The organism is Sorangium sp. So ce327, from assembly GCF_051530205.1.
Taxonomy (GTDB): domain Bacteria; phylum Myxococcota_A; class Polyangia; order Polyangiales; family Polyangiaceae; genus Sorangium; species Sorangium cellulosum_B.
In genome coordinates, this window is the sequence record NZ_CP150330.1 from 360111 (window position 1) to 376266 (window position 16156).

Annotated in this window: 14 protein-coding genes and 1 pseudogene; all 15 read right to left on the bottom strand. The window is 72.3% G+C overall.

The genetic code is table 11. From position 1 onward, the window contains the following. Positions 1-416: 416 nt before the first annotated feature. Positions 417-746, bottom strand: a complete 330-nt coding sequence (locus WME95_RS01345; RefSeq protein ID WP_437906596.1) for a type II toxin-antitoxin system RelE/ParE family toxin — start codon at positions 744-746, stop codon at positions 417-419. Beyond that, positions 743-973, bottom strand: coding sequence for a hypothetical protein (locus tag WME95_RS01350; RefSeq protein WP_437715169.1), 231 nt, complete (start codon positions 971-973; stop codon positions 743-745). The genes WME95_RS01345 and WME95_RS01350 overlap by 4 nt, the downstream gene beginning before the upstream one ends. Before the next feature lie 225 nt (positions 974-1198). Continuing rightward, positions 1199-2461: pseudogene (gene cobJ, locus WME95_RS01355) on the bottom strand (precorrin-3B C(17)-methyltransferase). Continuing rightward, positions 2454-3593 carry a cobalt-precorrin 5A hydrolase gene (locus WME95_RS01360; RefSeq protein WP_437906598.1) on the bottom strand — a complete coding sequence of 380 codons (1140 nt, stop codon included), beginning with the start codon at positions 3591-3593 and terminating at the stop codon, positions 2454-2456. The pseudogene cobJ and the gene WME95_RS01360 overlap by 8 nt, the downstream one beginning before the upstream one ends. Further along, positions 3590-4390: a precorrin-2 C(20)-methyltransferase gene (cobI, locus tag WME95_RS01365; protein WP_437906599.1), complete on the bottom strand. Its 801-nt coding sequence runs from the start codon at positions 4388-4390 to the stop codon at positions 3590-3592. The genes WME95_RS01360 and cobI overlap by 4 nt, the downstream gene beginning before the upstream one ends. Continuing rightward, positions 4387-5706 (bottom strand): precorrin-6y C5,15-methyltransferase (decarboxylating) subunit CbiE, encoded by a 1320-nt coding sequence (cbiE, locus tag WME95_RS01370; RefSeq protein WP_437906600.1) that lies wholly within the window; start codon positions 5704-5706, stop codon positions 4387-4389. The genes cobI and cbiE overlap by 4 nt, the downstream gene beginning before the upstream one ends. After that, positions 5703-6422, bottom strand: a complete 720-nt coding sequence (locus tag WME95_RS01375) for a precorrin-8X methylmutase (RefSeq protein WP_437906602.1) — start codon at positions 6420-6422, stop codon at positions 5703-5705. Before WME95_RS01375 ends, cbiE begins: the two co-directional genes overlap by 4 nt. Next, positions 6419-7555: a cobalt-precorrin-5B (C(1))-methyltransferase gene (locus tag WME95_RS01380; RefSeq protein ID WP_437906603.1), complete on the bottom strand. Its 1137-nt coding sequence runs from the start codon at positions 7553-7555 to the stop codon at positions 6419-6421. Before WME95_RS01380 ends, WME95_RS01375 begins: the two co-directional genes overlap by 4 nt. Positions 7556-7689: 134 nt before the next feature. Next, positions 7690-11619: a phosphoribosylformylglycinamidine synthase gene (gene purL / locus WME95_RS01385; RefSeq protein ID WP_437906605.1), complete on the bottom strand. Its 3930-nt coding sequence runs from the start codon at positions 11617-11619 to the stop codon at positions 7690-7692. A gap of 132 nt (positions 11620-11751) precedes the next feature. Next, positions 11752-12489, bottom strand: coding sequence for an FAD-dependent oxidoreductase (locus tag WME95_RS01390; RefSeq protein WP_437906607.1), 738 nt, complete (start codon positions 12487-12489; stop codon positions 11752-11754). Between the two features lie 80 nt (positions 12490-12569). Then, a complete protein-coding gene (locus WME95_RS01395; protein WP_012232878.1) occupies positions 12570-12944 on the bottom strand; it encodes a DUF3209 family protein in 375 nt (124 codons plus the stop codon). 132 nt (positions 12945-13076) lie between these two features. Next, positions 13077-13883: a hypothetical protein gene (locus WME95_RS01400; RefSeq protein WP_437906609.1), complete on the bottom strand. Its 807-nt coding sequence runs from the start codon at positions 13881-13883 to the stop codon at positions 13077-13079. Beyond that, positions 13880-14647, bottom strand: a complete 768-nt coding sequence (locus WME95_RS01405; RefSeq protein ID WP_437906611.1) for a hypothetical protein — start codon at positions 14645-14647, stop codon at positions 13880-13882. Before WME95_RS01405 ends, WME95_RS01400 begins: the two co-directional genes overlap by 4 nt. Continuing rightward, positions 14644-15381 carry an ABC transporter ATP-binding protein gene (locus WME95_RS01410; protein WP_437906613.1) on the bottom strand — a complete coding sequence of 246 codons (738 nt, stop codon included), beginning with the start codon at positions 15379-15381 and terminating at the stop codon, positions 14644-14646. The genes WME95_RS01405 and WME95_RS01410 overlap by 4 nt, the downstream gene beginning before the upstream one ends. Next, the gene (locus WME95_RS01415) at positions 15378-16088 is read right to left on the bottom strand and encodes a TetR/AcrR family transcriptional regulator (RefSeq protein ID WP_437906615.1); all 711 of its coding nucleotides are present in this window, start codon (positions 16086-16088) and stop codon (positions 15378-15380) included. Before WME95_RS01415 ends, WME95_RS01410 begins: the two co-directional genes overlap by 4 nt. Positions 16089-16156 lie beyond the last annotated feature (68 nt).

Genomic DNA, 16156 nt, shown 5'->3' on the forward strand with positions numbered 1-16156 from the left:
CGCGCCCGGCGTCGGCCGCTCACAAGCTTCGCCGGCGTGCGCCAGGAGCCGAGATCAGAGGCAGCGCAGCACGTTGTCGCGCACGAGCTGCCAGATCGGCTCGGGGATCCCGCCCAGCCAGCGCGCGTCCCGCTCGACAGGCGCCTCGGCGTCGTCGAGCGGGTCGTCGTGGCTGTAGACGAGCCGCCACAGCCGCTCGCTCGATCATGATCTGGTGCCAGTGAAGGGGCGAGCGGCGAGAGCACGGTCGCGGACGAACCGGAGCGCTCCGGGAGAGCCTGGCGGCACCGTCTGTCTCGGAATCGCCCAGCGCTTTTCAACGAAGGAGGCTCGGCGCGTCGCGCCTCCCTCAGGGCGAGCAGCCTCGCAATGATGTTGATCACGAGCCGAGCCCGCTGGAGGGAGAGCTCTCCGCCTCAGCGGTTCTTCTTCACGTCCTTCGCGTGACCCAAGCTGGGCGGCTTGCCGCGCAAGCAGCTCCAGACAGCGAGCACTCCAATGAAGCGCGCCTCCGGTTCAACCGCGTAATATACATAGTACTGCGTTCGCGACAGCAAGACACGCCGCACTCCATCCTTCGCCTTGGGGCCGTAGGGGGCTCCCGTCTCCGGCGTGCGCTGCAGCATGCGGAGCGCTGCGGCGAGCTCATCGGCGAACAGCGACGGCGCCGCGGGACGGTTTTCGCGCCACCATGCATCCACCGCGCGCGCCTGCTCGGCCGATCTCCCCAGGAATTGGACCTTCACCCGCGCGCCCGCAGCTCGGCGAGCAGCACGTCGGCCTCGACACCTGCCCCTGTTCGCATCTCGGCGAGCCCCTCTTCGAGGGCCGCGTGCAGCTCTGCGCGCTCCTCGTCGTCGAGCTCGTCGCCCGGATCGGCGATGACGAGATCGAGCACCATGCCCTCCGGCAGATCCGTGGGCTCGTCCACGACGATGCGGCCGTTCTGGACGCGGGCCTTGAGCGCTTGCACGTCGCGAAGCGTAGCGCCGTCATCACCTTGTTGCACCAAGGAGCAGCGGCATCCCGCCGTCGTGGCCACGGTGCGCCATGGAACAGCGGCATCCTCGACGTCACAGGAGCCCGGGCGTGGGACGCACATCTTCCCGGGTATCTCCGCGCGGCCAGCGTGCGGGTCGCCCTGAGCACCCCGACGTCCGGGCGAGCGGCCGGAGCGTCCTCCCCGTGCCCGATCGCACTACAGGCAGCGCAGCACGTTGTCGCGCACGAGCTGCCAGATCGGCTCGGGGATCCCGCCCAGCCAGCGCGCGTCCCGCTCGACAGGCGCCTCGGCGTCGTCGAGCGGGTCGTCGTGGCTGTAGACGAGCCGCCACAGCCGCTCGCTCACCGAGCCATTGCGATCGATCACGAAGCGATGGACGAGCTTCTTCGCGAGCTCCTCGCCCTCGACGTCGAGCAGCAGCACCGGCGGCGCCACCTTCACCTCGCGCAGCGGCTTGAGCCGGACATAGGCCCCCTTCACGAGATCGACCTCGTCCGGCGGCTCGAACCCCGCCGCGCGGAAGTCGCACGGCGCCTTGGTGTTGCCGATGAGGTAATACGCCCCCTGGGTCTCGGCGAGGATCGCGCCGCCCAGCCTCCCTACGCGTGCCATCTAGACCTCCTCCGCAGTGCCGCTCTCGTCCGAGAGCACGAGCGAGCGCCCCGGCGTCTGGCCGGGGAGCGCGGCTCCATCCCATGTGTACTTGTTGGTATACCCGCGCGGGGTGACCATGTACCCCTCGAACATGAAGGTGTTGGTCGACCCGACGAGCACCGTGGTCAGCATCCCGATCTCGTACTCGAGGAAATGGTCGAGATCGGTGAGCACCGCGCTCTCCAGCTTGCGGTAGGCGCTCTTCACCAGCGCGACCGGCGTCGTGCCCGCGCGGTGCTGGCGGATGATCTCCTGCGCCCGCACGATCTGCCGCGTGCGCCGCCCGCTTGCGGGATTGTAAAGGCCGATGACGAAGTCGGCCCCGGCGGCGGCCTCGAGCCGCCGCTCGATGACCGGCCACGGGGTCAGGAGGTCGGAGAGCGAGATGGCGCAGAAGTCGTGGCCGAGCGGCGCGCCGACGAGCGATGCGCACGCGTTGAGCGCCGTCATCCCGGGCACGATGCGGAGCTCCGGCGACTCGCCCCGCTTCCAGCCGATCTCCTCAAGCACCTGGAAGACGAGCCCGGCCATGCCGTAAACACCCGCGTCGCCCGACGAGATGATCGCGACCCGCGCGCCGTCCCGCGCCCGCTCCACCGCGGCGCGCGCCCGGCCGATCTCCTCGGTCATGCCGGTCTTGATGATCTCCTTGCCCTCGATCAGGTGCTTCACCAGCCGGATGTACGTCGTGTACCCGACGATGAGGTCCGAGGCCGCGATCGCCTCGAGGGCGGCGCGGGACGCGTGCTCCTCGGCGCCAGGGCCGATCCCGACGATCGACAGGACTCCTTTGCTGTCACCCATGGCTCTCCTCCACGTTGCGCTTCGAGAAGGGGACGCGCGCCACCGCGAGCGTCATGGACCGCCCCACGCCCTCCTCGGTGTACGCCCGCTTCGGCACGAGCAGCCTCGCGGCCCCCGCCGCCCGGAGCGCGGCCGGCTCGGCGACGCCCCGGGCGCCGACGTGCTTCTTCACCGTCTCCGACGGGTTCTCGATGCCCTCGGTCGCGTCGAGCTCCTCGGGCGTGAACGTGACGAGCGGCCACCCCCGCCGCGCCGACAGCGCGAGCAGCGCCTCCTCGTCGGCCTTCTTGTCGATCGTCGCCAGCGCCTTCACCGATCTCGCCGACAGCCCGTGCTCCTCGAGCAGCCGGTCGACGCCGCGCTCCACCATGTCGAGCGGCGCGCCGCGATCGCAGCCGACGCCGAGCACCAGGCTCTTCGGCCGGTAGACGACGGCGCGCTCGACGATCTCGGGGTGCGAGCGGGAGAGATCACGGTCGCTCGCGACGAGCAGGATCTCCCACGCGCCGGGGTCCACGCCGTCGAGCGACGTCGCGTAACGCACGCCCGGCGGCAGCGGCGTCGCCTCGGGCCAGAACGAGGGCTCGCCGGTCTCCTGGACGAACAGCACCGGCGCGGCGTTCACGACGGCGGCGCAGCCGCGCGTCACGTTGCGGTCGGGATCGTCAAGGGTCCATCCGAGGTCCCGGCCGAGGATGTCGACCGTCAGCGTCCCGAGCGCGTCGGACGCCGTGGTCACCACCGGCTGCGCGCCGAGCAGCCCTGCCACCTTCTCGGTGAACGCGTTGCCCCGCCCGACGTGCCCGGAGAGCAGGCAGATCGAGAAGCGCGCCGTGTCGTCGACGCACACGACCGCGGGATCGACCTTCTTGTTCTTGAGCAGCGGCGCGATCATGCGCACGACCGCGCCGACGCTGATCACGAAGACGTGGCAGTCGTAGGCCGTGAACGCCTCGTTCAAGAGCGGCCCCATCGGCAGCGGGAGCGGCTTCGCACCCGCCGGCGCGCCGTCGAACAGCTTCTGCGACACGTAGAGATCCGCGCCCGGGAGCCCCGGGGCGAGCTTCTTCGCGATCTCGATCCCGTGCCGGGTGATCGCGTAAATGGCGTAGGGCTTGCGCTCGGCGATCATGGGGCCTCCGGTTCGGTAGCAGCCTTGTCGAAGCCGCCCGGCGGCGAGGCCGGGGCCTCCCCGACGAGCAGCCCGCTCCGCTCCCCGCGCGTGACGACGACCATGGCGAAGCAGTCGCCCCGCTCGCCCTGCGCGGCCCGGAGATCGCGGACGATCCGCTGCTCGGGCATCGTCGCCTTGGACACGAACACGGCCCGATCGAGGAGGCCAGCGCGCGTGAGCGCCTCGGTCACCTTCGGCATCTCCGAGCCGATCTTCATCAGGACCACGGTGTCGAAGCGCTGGAGGACGTCGGTCAGGTCGTCGACGCCGTACGTGGCGGGCAGGATGGCGATGCGCTCCTGCCCGTCGGCGAGCGCGAGCCCGCTCACGGCAGGGACCGCCGTGACCGAGGTGACGCCGGGGACGACCTCGACCTCGAGCCCGGGGAAGCGGCGCAGCGCCTCGCGGCGCACATAGACGAAGGTGCTGAAGAGCGACGGATCCCCCTCGGTGGCGAACGCCACGGTGAGGCCGCGCGAGAGCCGGTCGCCGATCTGCTCGACGGCCGCGTCCACGTAGGGGCGGACGCGATCCGGGTCCTTGCTCATGGGGAAGGTGAGGAGCAGCCGCTCCTTGTCCCGCTGCTTGCCGACGACGGGCTCGAGGATCCGGTAGGCCATCGAGGCGCCGAAATCCGAGCTGCGGGGGAGCGCGAGCACGTCCGCCTCCTGCAGCACGCGCACGGCGCGCAGCGTGAGCAGGTCCGGCGCGCCGGGGCCGACGCCCACGCCGTAGAGCTTGCCGAGGCCGCTCATGACGCCTCCGAGGTGGACCGCCGCGCGCCGCCGGCCGCAGGCTGGGTCGGCGCTGCGCCCTCCACGGCCTCCTCGGCGTTCGCCGGCTTGGTCGCGGCGAAGATGTGGATCGGGTTCAGCGCCTCGTACCGCACGTAGCGCGCGAGCGGGACGCCGCGCGAGACCGAGAGCAGCGTGACCTCGGGGTCGAGCCCCCGCGCCCGCAGCGCGCGGTACGTCTCGGCGACGTTCTCCATCGTGATGGCGTTGACGACGAGCCGGCCGCCCGGCCGCAGCCGATCGAGCGCCACCGTGACGATCTCCTCCATGCTCCCCTTGCTCCCTCCGACGAACACCGCGTCTGGGTCCTCGAGCGCCGCGAGCGCCTCGGGCGCTCGGCCCGCGACGACGCGCACGTTGTCGACCCCGTGCGTGCGGACGTTGTCGCGGCAGATCTCCACGCCCTCCGGGTCGACCTCGATCGCATAGACCCGCCCGAGGGGGCAGAGCATCGCCGCCTCGATCGAGACCGACCCCGAGCCGGCGCCGACGTCCCAGACGACCGCGTCGGGGCGGATCGCCATCGACGCGATCGAGAGCATGCGCACCTCGCGCTTCGTGATCAGCCCGTTCTTCGGCATGCGCTTCGCGAACGCGTCCTCGTGCAGGTAGGGGACGGCCGGCGGCGGGCGCCACGCGGGATCGCTCCGCAGGAGCAGGAGCACGTTCAGCGGGCCGATGTCCTCGCAGGCGGCGAGCGCGGCGAGGTCGAACGCGCGCACGCGCTCGCCGGCGCCCGCGAGGCTCTCGCAGACCCACGCCTTCCAGCCGGCGTCGCCGTGCTCGAGGAGCCGCGCCGCGAGGCGGGCCGGGCTGTTCTCCCCGTCGGTCAGCACCGCGACCTTCGTGAGGCGGCGGAGGCGCGTCGCGAACCCCTCGGGGGCGCGCCCGTGGACCGAGACGAACGCGGCGTCGTCCCAGGCGATGCCGGTGCGCGCGAACGCCCACTGGACCGAGCTCAGGCTCGGGATGATCTCGACGTGCTCGCCGCCGAGCTTCCGGACGACGAGCGCGCCCACGCCGAAGAACAGCGGATCGCCCGAGGCGAGGATGCACACGTTCTGCTCGGCGGACAGGGCGTCCACGCGGTCGAGCGCCGCGGACAGGCCGCCCTTCAGGGCGATCTTCTCGCCGCGGAACTGCGGGAAGAACTCGAGGTGCCGCTCGCCCCCGACGAGCACCTCGGCGCGGGCGACCGCGGACGCGGCGCGGCTCGACAGGCTGGCGCACCCGTCGTCGCCGATGCCGACGACGGTGACGGCGCGGCGCGCGCTCATCGCGCCACCTTGGCCGTTCCGGTCGAGCCGGCGGATCCTGTCGGCTCCGCCGAGTCCGCCGACAGGAGCAGCAGCGCGTGGACGATCGCGACGGCGATGGGGCTGCCGCCCTTGCGGCCGCGCGCCACGATGAAGGGGAGCCCGGACTCGAGGAGGGCCTCCTTGGACTCCGCCGCCGACACGAAGCCGACCGGCACGCCGATCACGAGCGCCGGCCGCGCCCCCTCCTCCCGGGCGAGGCGCACGACCTCGAGCAGCGCCGTCGGCGCGTTGCCGATCGCGACGATCGCCCCGTCGAGGAGCCCGAGCCGGTGCGCCTTGCGCATCGACTCGATCGCGCGGGTCGAGCCGGCCGCGGAGGCGGCCTGGATGACGTCGTCGTCCGAGATGAAGCAGTGGATCGCGCAGCCGTACGACGCGAGCCGCTGCTCGTTCAGGCCGACGCCGATCATCTTCACGTCGACGAGGACCGGCGCGCCGCCCCGGAGCGCCGCGATGCCCCGCGCGATCGCCTCGGGGTGGAGCCGCATGAGCGACGAGAACTCGAAGTCGGCGGTCGCGTGGATCACGCGGCGGACGACCTGCCACTCGGCCTCCGGGAAGCCGTGCGCGCCGGCCTCCTCGTCGATGATCGCGAAGCTCTTGTCCTCGATGCGCCGCCCGAGCGCGGTCATCTGCCGCATGTCGTTCACCGCGCGCGCCTCATCACTGCTCATGGCTCCTCCGCTCTCTCCGCACCGATGGCACCGGCGGTCCCGGCCGGATATCGGCCGAGCAGCGCCCCGTTGAAATCGACGAGGCAGGCGTGCACCTCGAGGGCGCCGCCCGCGTGACGCGAGGTGTGCTCGACGACGCGCCGGCAGATCCCCCCGGGCACGCCGGTGAGCCCCTCGCGCTGGCACAGCTCGAGCACGTGCCGCGCGGTGTTCGCCTGCCGGATCTCGGCGGCGATCTCCGGCCGCGCGCCGAGCTCCTCGGCGATCTGCGCGAGCAGCTCCATGCTCACCTCCGAGCCGGCGGCGTGCGTCATCATCTTGCCGTCGGCCATCTTCGAGAGCTTGCCGATCATGCCGACGATGATCGCGCGGGCGATCTGCCGCCGCGCGGCGTGGCGGACCCCGGTGCCGATGAAGTCGCCCACCTGGATGAACGCCTCCTCCGGGAGCTCCGGGTAGAGCTTCATCGCGTACGCCTCGGATTTGCCGCCGGTCGTCAGCGCGAGCGTCGCGATGCCGCGCTCCGCGGCGACGTCGATCGCCTGCACGACGCTCGCGCGGAAGGCGGCGGTCGAGTACGGCTTCACGATCCCGCTCGTCCCGAGGATGGAGATGCCGCCGATGAGCCCGAGCCGCGCGTTGATGGTCTGCTTCGCCATCTCCTCGCCCTGGGGGACGCTGAGCGTCACCGTGGCCCCGGCGAAGCCCGAGCCCTCGAGCTCCTCGAGGACCATCTCGGTGATGTTCCGGCGGGGCACGGGGTTCACGGCCGGCGCGCCGACGGGCAGCCCGAGCCCCGGCTTGGTCACGACGGCGACCCCGGCGCCGCCGCGGATCTCGACGCCCGGCTCGCTGCGGAGCTCGACCTCGGCGACGAGCTCGGCGCCGTGGGTGCAGTCGGGATCGTCGCCGGCGTCCTTGATGACGCTGCACGTGGCGCGCGGCCCGTCGCGATCGCAGCGCCTCAGCGGGAAGGTGACCTTCTGCCCGTTCGGCAGGGTGGTCTCGATGGCGTCGACCGCCGCGCCGCGCGCGAGCACGCGCGCCGCCGCCTTGGCCGCGGCGGCCGCGCACGCGCCCGTCGTGAACCCCTCACGCTGCCCTTTCGGGTCTCTCGGCCGGAGCTCTGCCATCGCAGGTGCCGGAACGACTACAACGATTTTCGCGCGGCGTTGTGGGAGAAGCTTTCGAGGCGCGCGCCGCCCTCGGGCGGCGTGACGATTTCCCGCCCTGCTGGTCGGTCGGGGCGAAACTCCAGGAGAGACGCTCAGCCCACGAACGCCCGCGCGCTCTCGAAGAGGCGCAGCCAGGGGCCGCGCTCCGACCACTCCGGGGGAGCCCAGCTGTGCTGCACGGCGCGGAAGACGCGCTCGGGGTGCGGCATGAGGATCGTCACACGGCCGTCGTCGGTGGTGAGGCCGGTGATGCCGTCGGGCGAGCCGTTGGGGTTGGCGGGGTAGCGCGTGGCGACCTGACCGCGGCCGTCCACCCAGCGGGCCGCCACACGCGCCGCGCGGCGATCGGCGTCGCTGGCGAAGTGGGCATAGCCCTCGCCGTGGGCCACGGCCACGGGCAGGCGCGCGCCCACCAGGCCGCGCAGCAGCACCGAGGGGCTCTCCAGGATCTCGACCTGGGCGAGACGGGCCTCGAACTGTTCGGAACGGTTCTTGACGAAGCGCGGCCAGCGCTGGGCGCCGGGGATGATGTCCTTGAGGCCGGCCATCATCTGGCAGCCGTTGCAGATGCCGAGGGCGAAGGTGTTCGGTCGCCTGAAGAAGGCCGACAGCGCCTCGCGCGTCTCGCTGTGAAAGAGCGCCGAGCGGGCCCAACCCATGCCGGCGCCGAGCACGTCGCCGTAGGAAAAGCCGCCGCAGGCGGCCAGGCCGCGGAAGCCCTCGAGCGACACGGCGCCGCTCATCAGATCGCTCATGTGCACGTCGTGGGCGGCGAAGCCGGCGCGGTGGAAGGCGGCGGCCATCTCGATCTGACCGTTGACGCCCTGCTCGCGCAGAATGGCCACCTTGGGCCGTTCGCTGGCGGCCTCGATCAGCGGGCGAGCCAGCGATCGTTCGACGTCGAAGGGCAGATGCGGCGAGATGCCCGGATCCCCGGCGTCGAGCAGCGCGTCGAACTCCTCGCGGGCCTTCTCGGGGTTGTCGCGCAGCGCTCGCATGCGGTAGCTGGTCTCGGACCAGGCGCGGCGCAAGTCCACGCGCGGCTCGTCGAGCACGGCCTGGCCGCCCGCGGTCACCACCAGCCGATCGTCGCTGCGGAGCTTGCCGACGACGTGCGCCGCTCCCTCGAGACCGGCGCGGGCGAAGGCCGAGATGACCTCGGGCGCGTCCTGGGCGCGCACCTGCAGGAGCGCGCCCAGCTCTTCCGAGAACAAGGCTGCAGCCTGAGCGGCCGGAAGCGAGATGTTCGCCGCCAGCGCATCGAGCGACAGCTCCGCGCCGACGCGGCCGGCGAAGCTCATCTCGGCCCAGGTGACGAACAGGCCGCCGTCCGAACGATCGTGGTAGGCGAGCACCAGCCCCCGCTGCCGCAGGCCCTGCACGGTCTCAAAGAAGGCGCGCAGATCGGCCGGCGAGTCGACGTCCGGCACGCTGTCGCCCACTTGCTCGCTGACGGTGGCGAACGCCGAGAGGCCCAGGCGATTCTTGCCGCGCCCCAGGTCGACGGCCACGAGCACGGTGTCCCCGGCGTCGGTGCGGAGCTGGGGCGTGAGCGCGCCGCGCACGTCCGGCACACGGGCGAAGGCCGAGACGATGAGCGAGATGGGAGAGACGACGCTCTTCTCGCCGCCGTCCCAGACCGTGCGCATCGACATGCTGTCCTTGCCGACGGGGATGGCGAGACCGAGCGCCGGGCACAGCTCGAGGCCCACCGCCTTCACGGCTTCATAGAGCCTGGCGTCCTCACCGGGGGCGCCGGCCGCTGCCATCCAGTTCGCCGACAATTTCACGCGCTCGAGGCTCTCGATCGGAGCCGACGCCAGGTTGGTCAGCGCCTCGCCCACGGCCATGCGCGCCGAGGCCGCAGCGTCGAGCACGGCGAGCGGGGCGCGCTCGCCCATGGCCATGGCCTCGCCGCCGTACCCCGTGTAGTCGGTCAGCGTCACCGCTGCGTCGGCCACGGCCACCTGCCAGGGCCCGACCATCTGATCGCGGTGCACGAGGCCGGTGATGGTGCGGTCGCCGATGGTGATGAGGAAGGACTTGTCGGCTACCGTGGGCAGCCGCAGCAGGCGATAGACCGCCTCGCGCAGCGGCAGCTTGGCGGCGTCGAGCGCCTGCCTGGGGGAGGGCAGGCGGCGGACGTCGCGCGTCATCTTGGGCGGCTTGCCGAGCAAGACCGACAGCGGCATGTCGATCGGCTGGTCGTGGAGCTCGGCGTCGTCGAGCACCAGATCGTTCTGCGCCGTCGAGTGACCGACCACGGCGTAGGGGCAGCGCTCGCGCCGGCAGATCTCCTCGAAGATCGTAAGGCGCGAGGCGTCCAGCGCCAGCACGTAGCGCTCCTGCGCCTCGTTGCACCAGATCTCGAGCGGCGACATGCCGGGCTCGACCGAGGGCACCCGGCGCAGCTCGAAGCGCCCTCCCACGCCCGCGTCGTGCACCAGCTCGGGCAAGGCGTTCGACAGGCCGCCCGCGCCCACGTCGTGGATGCTGAGGATGGGCGAACCGGCGCCCAGGGCGTTGCAGCGATCGATGACCTCCTGGCAGCGCCGCTGCATCTCCGGGTTGTCCCGCTGCACCGAGGCGAAATCCAGATCGGCGGACGACGAGCCCGAGGCCATCGACGACGCCGCGCCGCCGCCCAGGCCGATCAACATGGCCGGCCCGCCGAGCACGACGATGGGCGCCCCGGCCGGGAAGGTCTTCTTCAGCGCCAGCTCGGGCCGCACATTGCCGAGCCCGCCCGCCAGCATGATGGGCTTGTGATAGCCGCGCACGCTGGAGGCCGAGCTGCCGTCGCCCGGCACCTTCTGCTCGAAGGTCCGGAAGTAGCCGGCCAGGGCAGGACGCCCGAACTCGTTGTTGAAGGCGGCGCCGCCGAGCGGCCCGTCGAGCATGATGTCGAGCGCCGAGACGATGCGATCGGGCTTGCCGATCGGCTCGGCTTCCCACGGCTGCTCGAAGCCGGGAATGCGCAGGTTCGACACCGAAAAACCGGTGAGCCCGGCCTTGGGCTTCGCGCCTCGCCCCGTGGCGCCCTCGTCACGGATCTCGCCGCCGCTGCCCGTCGAAGCGCCGGGATGCGGCGAAATGGCCGTGGGATGGTTGTGGGTCTCCACCTTCATCAGCACGTGCGCCGGCTCACGCCGCGTCTCGTACAGCGCGCCGGCCCCCGGCTGTGGAAAGAAGCGCTCGGCGTCGAGCCCCTCCATGACCGCCGCGTTGTCGCTGTACGCCGACAGGACATGGTGCGGCGTCACCGCGAAGGTGTTCTGGATCATCTTGAACAGCGAGAGCCCCTGCGCCTCGCCGTCGATCACCCAGTCGGCCTTGAAGATCTTGTGCCGGCAGTGCTCGCTGTTGGCCTGCGCGAACATCATCAGCTCGACGTCGCTCGGATCCCGCCTCAGCTCCGTGAACGCGGCCAGCAGGTAGTCGATCTCGTCCTCGGCCAGGGCCAAGCCGAGCTCCTTGTTGGCGCGCGTCAGCGAGAGCCGCCCCTCGCGCGACAGCGGCACGCGGGCGAGGGGCCGCGGCTTTTCCTCGCGAAAGAGCGCCTGCCCGGCCGCCAGATCGAAGGCCACCGACTCGGTCATCCGATCGTGCAGCGCCCCCGCCGCGCGCGTCAGCTCCTCGCCGGTCAGCGGCCGCGACGCCCGCACGTAGTAGGCGATGCCCCGCTCGATCCGCTGCACCGCCGCGAGCCCCGCCACCCAGGCGATGTCGGTCGCCTTCGAGCTCCAGGGCGAGAGCGTGCCGAACCGCGGCACCACCAGCACGAGCTGACCTTCGTCCTCGCCCGTCCCGCCCCCGCCGTGCGCCAGCGCGTCGTCGTCCAGGAGACGCGACAGCACGTGCTCGCCGCGCTCGTCGAGCGAGGCCCGCGAGTGCACGAAGTAGATCCAGCGGCTCCCCAGCCCGACCACCTCGGGCACCCGCTGCTTCAGCTCGGTCAGGCGCTTGTCGGTACGAAACGGAGAGAGAGCGCGCGCGCCGCGGACGTGTCGGAAAGCAGCCATGGCGGGCTTTTGGCCCATGGGGGCGGCCGATTCAACCGAAACGGGCAGCCACGGGCGCCGGCGGTTCCGCCACCGAGGGCTATCCCTCCGACCCCTCGGCCGGAGGGATAGCCCTCGCAAGATCCCGAACGATTACAAAGACTTCTTCGCAGGGTTGTTGAAGAAGCTCTCCAGGAGCACGCTCCCCTCCGGCGCGCCGAGCGAGACCAGGTGGTCGCGGAGCGGGTAGAGGATCGCGCCGTCGCCCGCGCACAGCGCGGCGTCGTAGGGCCCTCCCGCGAGCTCCCGCTCCACGAGGGCGCACGCGCGCGCCGGCCGCTCGGGGTGGCCGATCGGGGGGAGATCGCGGGCGACCGCGAGGCGGACGGCGGCGGGGAGGCGCTCGCGGACGAACGGCTCGGAGGCGAAGGTCTCGCCCGGCTCGACGAGCCAGAGCAGGTCGAGCTGCGCCGCGCCGGCGGCGGCCGCGCTCCGGGCGATCCCGAGGGCGGCGGTGATGCCGGTGTCGGTGGCGATCACGAGCGCGCGGCCGGAGAAGCCCGGCGCGAGCCGCAGCTTGCCCCAGGGTCCGCTGAACTCGAGCTCGGCGCCGACGGCGATGTCGTTGAGCACGTTCGAGCCCGGCCCGGCCCCGACGCGCTTCACCGCGATCTCGACCGCGCGCTGCTCGGCGTCGCTGGAGAGCAGCGAGTAGGCGCGCTTCGCGAGCCTGCCGCCGGGCAGGGTGACGCCGGTGTTGATGATCACGTACTGCCCGCCGGCGAAGCCGATCTCCGCGCCATCGACGCGCTCGAGCCGGAGCAGCCGGGCGGCGTCGCCGAGCGGCGTTGCGTGGGCGATCCTGATCTTCGGGTTGCCTTGTGTTGCCATGACGTCACTCCTGCGTTCGCGCGGTCGCGATCACGCGCCTCATGGGCGCTCCGGTGAGCGGGGCGTGAGCGGCGCGCGCGTCACTCGGCCGGGTAAATCTCGTGCACGAAGTCGTGCATCTCCTCGAGCTCCCGGTAGAGCCGGCCGAGCCCGTCGACCTGGGCGCGCAGATCGAGCTCGACCTGCTTCGTGAGGATGAGGAGCGAGCGCAGGTAAGGCAGCTTCGGGTCGCCGGCGGGGGTCTTCGCGACCTTCTCCTGGAGCTCCACGAGCGACCCCTCGAAGAGGCGCGAGAGGTTCTTCAGGTCCCCGGCGCGCAGCATCGCCGAGACCGGCCCGGGCTCGGCGGCCGCGGCGCCGAGCTCGGCGAGCTCGTGCGTGCGCTCGGCGGGATCATCGATGCCCAGGATGTTCATGAGCCCAAGGCGGAGCGCGGCGATCTCGTGACAGGCCATATCGGTTCCCTTCTGTCGGTCCCTCGTACCAGCTAGGAGAGAGGGCGGAAAGACGAAGGCGGGGAGAAGAGACGCGCGCGCCGCCGCGTGAGAGCGGGCGAGGCGCGCCCGACACCGCGGCGCACGCCGGGCTCAGAGCGCGTCGGTGCGCTCGAGGAGCACGCCCGAGGCGGCGATGGAGATGGCGGCGAGCGGGATGGCGATCGCCAGCGCGACCGGGCCGAGCCAGGCCGAGGTCGCGTCGCTCCAGAGCAGCGACGCGAGCACCGTCGCCCTCCTGAGCCCCTCGTGCGCCTCGAACGCGTCGGGCCGGTAGATGAACGCCGCCGTGGGCATCAGCGGCGCGATCCACGCGCCCGACGCGACCAGGAGCGCGAGGAAGCCGTCCCGCATCCGCGCCAGGAGCGGCAGGAGCGCCGAGAGCAGCGCGATCGAGAGCGCGACGAGGAAGAGGCCGGCGCCGAGCGCGCCCGCCGCGCTGATCATGTCGCTCGCGCCGATGTGCGGCGCCACGGCGAGCGCCGTAGAGGCCGCGACCACCACGCCCGCCGCGGCCCCGGCGAGCAGCGAGGGCGCCGTGCGCGCGGCGAGGAAGACGCGGGCGCGGATCGGCTTGGCGAGCAGGAGCTCGAGGCGACGCTCCTCTCGCGCCGTGACCGTCGCGTCGACGAGGCCCGCCAGGGCGACGAAGTACGCGACGAAATAGGCGGCGAGGAGATCGTTGATGAGGAGCACGGCGGCCATCCCCTCGATCGCGAAGGCCTGCTCGAGGAAGCGGATGACCTGCGCCGGCAGGCGCACGATCAGCGCGTGGCTGCCGAGCACCACGAGCACGCCGGCGGCCGCCGCGACGAGCGAGGTGCGGCGCGGGGCGCGGCGCGCCTCGAGCGCGAAGTAGCCGCGGAGCGAGGCCGCGGCGGGGGCGGTCGCCCGGGTCATGCTTCCATCCTCCGGACGCCCGCGGCGCCGATCGCGATGGTGAGGGCGGTGAGCGCGGCGAGCGCGAGCATCGGGGGGCCGAGCACGGCGGGGCCGAGGTGGTCGAGGCTCCCGAGGCCGAGCGCGCCGAGGGCGATCGGGTTCGCGAGGGAGAGGCTCCGCCAGGCGGGCTGATAGAAGCCGATGAGCGAGAGGCCCACGAGGCCCCCGAGCGTGGCGAACCCGATCAGCGCCGAGGCGCCGCGGTGCCTCACCCACGCGGCGATCGCGGCGCAGAGCGCGGTCGCGAAGAGCGCCGCGAAGGCGTGGAGCGACATCGCGCCGAGGAAGGGGCCGGGGCGGAAGCCGGGGACGCGCGCCGTGAAGTAGGCGGCGCCGGCGAGCTGGGTCGCGACGTGCAGGGTCACCATCACCGCGCACGCGCTGAGCGCGCGGAGCACGAAGTAGCGGGGGATCGAGAGCGGCTTGCTGGCCAGGAGCGGCAGCACGCCGGTGTCGCGCTCGCGGAGCACGACGCCGCTGGCGAGCACCACGGGGATGAACGCGATCACCTTGTTCATCGTCAGGTCGATCCACACGTACATGAAGACCTGGAACGGCGCGGCGTCGCCGAACCACGCGGCGATCGCGGCGCGCACGTGATCGGGCGGGCGCGCGAGCACGACGGGGATCGCGACCAGCGCGTAGACGAGCATCGCGACGCAGAGCCAGGTCTTCCGCTCGCGTAGCGTCGTGAGGTAGTCGAGCCAGAGGAGGCGGATCACGAGGCCTCCCTGCGCACGAGCGCGAGGTAGAGATCGTCCATGGTGCGCGCCCCGTGCGCGTCCTTGAGGCGCTCGACCTCGTCGCAGGCGACGAGGCGCGAGCGGTGCATCACCGCGACGCGGCGGCAGAGGGCCTCGACGTCGGAGAGGATGTGCGACGAGAACACGATGGTGACGCCGCGCTCGCGCGCGAGCGCGCGGAGCACCTCGAGCAGCTCGTGGCGGCCGAGGGGATCGAGCCCAGAGGTCGGCTCGTCGAGCAGGAGCACCGCGGGCTCGTTGATCAGCGCCTGGGCGATGCCGACCTTCTGGGCCATGCCGGTGGAGAAGCCGCGCAGGGGGCGGTCCGCCTCGCGCTCGAGCCCGAAGCGGCGCAGGAGGGCGCCGGCCCGCGCGGCCGCGACGTCGCCGGGCAGCGCGAACATCGCGGCGATGTAGTGGAGGAAGCCGCGCGCCGTCATGTCGGGGGGCAGCGAGTACGACGCGGGCAGGTAACCCGCGTTCCGCCGGACCTCGAGCGTCTCGTGGACGACGTCGCGCCCGAGCACGCGCGCGGTGCCCGCGGTGGGCCGGGTCAGGCCGAGGAGCATGCGCAGCGTCGTGGTCTTGCCGGCGCCGTTGTGCCCCATGAAGCCGAATATCTCGCCGGCCGCGACGCTGAAGCTCACGCCCTCGACGGCCGTGACCTTCGCGAAGCGCTTGCCGAGCGCGTTCACCTCGATCGCCTGGTTCATCGCTTGCTCCTTGCGCGCGACGCGGTCGCGCGCTGCTCCGTGGGGATCGCCGTCGTGGAGGTCGTCTCCGTGGGGGGCGCTGCAGGACGCGCGGCCAGGCCGGCGCGAAAGATGTCGGCGATCGCGTCGAGCGTGCGCTCGCCGGCGAAGGCGCAGAACGACGTGATCAGCCCGAGGTGCTGGGGCGCGAAGCGCAGCACGCCGAGGACGAAGGGGATCGCGTCGCGATCGACGTCGGGCCGGATCTCCCCGCGCGCGATGCCCTCGTCGACCCAGCCGTTGATCTGGGCGATCTGCGCCTTCGCGGCGGCGGCGCTCGCGGCGTCGTCGAGCGGGCGGAGCGCGCGGAGGTCGGGATCCTCGCGGAGGAGCTTGCCGAAGAGCGGCTCGGCCGCCTGCTGTCGGTAAGCGAAGCGGAGGGTCGCGACGAGGCGATCGAGCGGGGATTCCAGGCCGAGCACCTCGGCGGCGAAGCGCGCGCGGATCGTGGCGAACGCTTGCTCCACCACCTCGCGCAGGAGGGACTCCTTGTCGGCGAACTCGAGGTAGAGGGCGCCCTTTGCGCAGCCGGCCTCGGCGGCGACGGCGTCGAGGTTGGTGCCCTTGAAGCCGCGCTCGACGAAGTGGCGCTTCGCGGCGTCGAGGATCCTGGTGCGCCGCGCAGGGTCGCGGGGTCTGTCGGGGCGGCGGACGGGCACAGAACTCATATGACTGAATTGGGCATATGAGTCAACTCGGGCGGCTCTGGCGCGGGACGTGGGCAGGGGACCACGAC